Here is a 925-nt window from a genome sequence, read left to right on the forward strand (position 1 = left end):
AGAAAAAAGGGTTCGGACTGATCCAGCAACGCCTTGGAAACCTGTTCATGATTGATGCATCTACGATAAGCTTGTGCCTTTCTAAGTATCCTTGGGCTGTGTTTAGAAAAACCAAGGCCGGAATCAAAATGCATCTGCGACTAAGTTTCGACGGAATGGCTGTCCCTGACGCAGTGATTATTACTCCGGCAAAGACGGCAGACAAGAAGAAACTGGATGAACTGATTGTCAAAGATACTGACGCCCTTAATATTTTTGACCGGGGTTACGTGGATTACAAACTATTTGATGACTACTGTGAAAAGGGTATTCGATTTGTAACTCGCCTTAAAGAGAATGCTGTGGTTGAGTTTCTTGGACAACGAAACGTTGAAGAAGATGGTCCAATTGAAGAAGACGTTGATGTTATTCTTGGAACGAACAGCCGAAAAATGAAGCATAAACTTCGTGTCATTACCATTGATGATTCGGTCAACGAACCCTTTTCCATCGTCACGAATGACTTTAATCGAAGTGCCGAGGAATTTGGTGAGATTTACCGGTATCGCTGGCAAATAGAGCTGTTCTTTAAGTGGCTGAAACAACACGCTCAGATCAAACATTTTTACGGCACAAGTGAGACATCAGTTATTAACCAGTTACTTTTAGCACTCATGACTTATTGCGCACTCGTTCTTCTAAAACTTGAAATCGAGGATAAAAGAGACTTACTGAATTTGCAAAGAAGCGTTATCTCTTGTTTATTTGAAAGCTATGATTCGTTTCTAGAAAAGCTTCGGCGAAAATGGGGAAACGGTTCTCGGAGAATCAACTATGATCGTATTTACAAAATGACAGAGCATCAGATTATGAATGAAGAGACGGATTGGCTCAATGATTTAACCTACGATCCCGTTATCCCCTAAAGTTATATTATGTAAAAATG

1 protein-coding gene is annotated in these 925 nt (G+C 40.3%); it reads left to right on the forward strand.

Annotation, left to right across the window (positions count from 1 at the left end; genetic code table 11):
- The coding region (locus ACYQ3Q_RS28295) for an IS4 family transposase (RefSeq protein WP_459931722.1) at window positions 1–905 on the forward strand (905 nt) is incomplete at its 5' end.
- Between the last annotated feature and the right edge of the window lie 20 nt (window positions 906–925).

The sequence above is a fragment of the Desulfosporosinus burensis genome, from assembly GCF_054657535.1.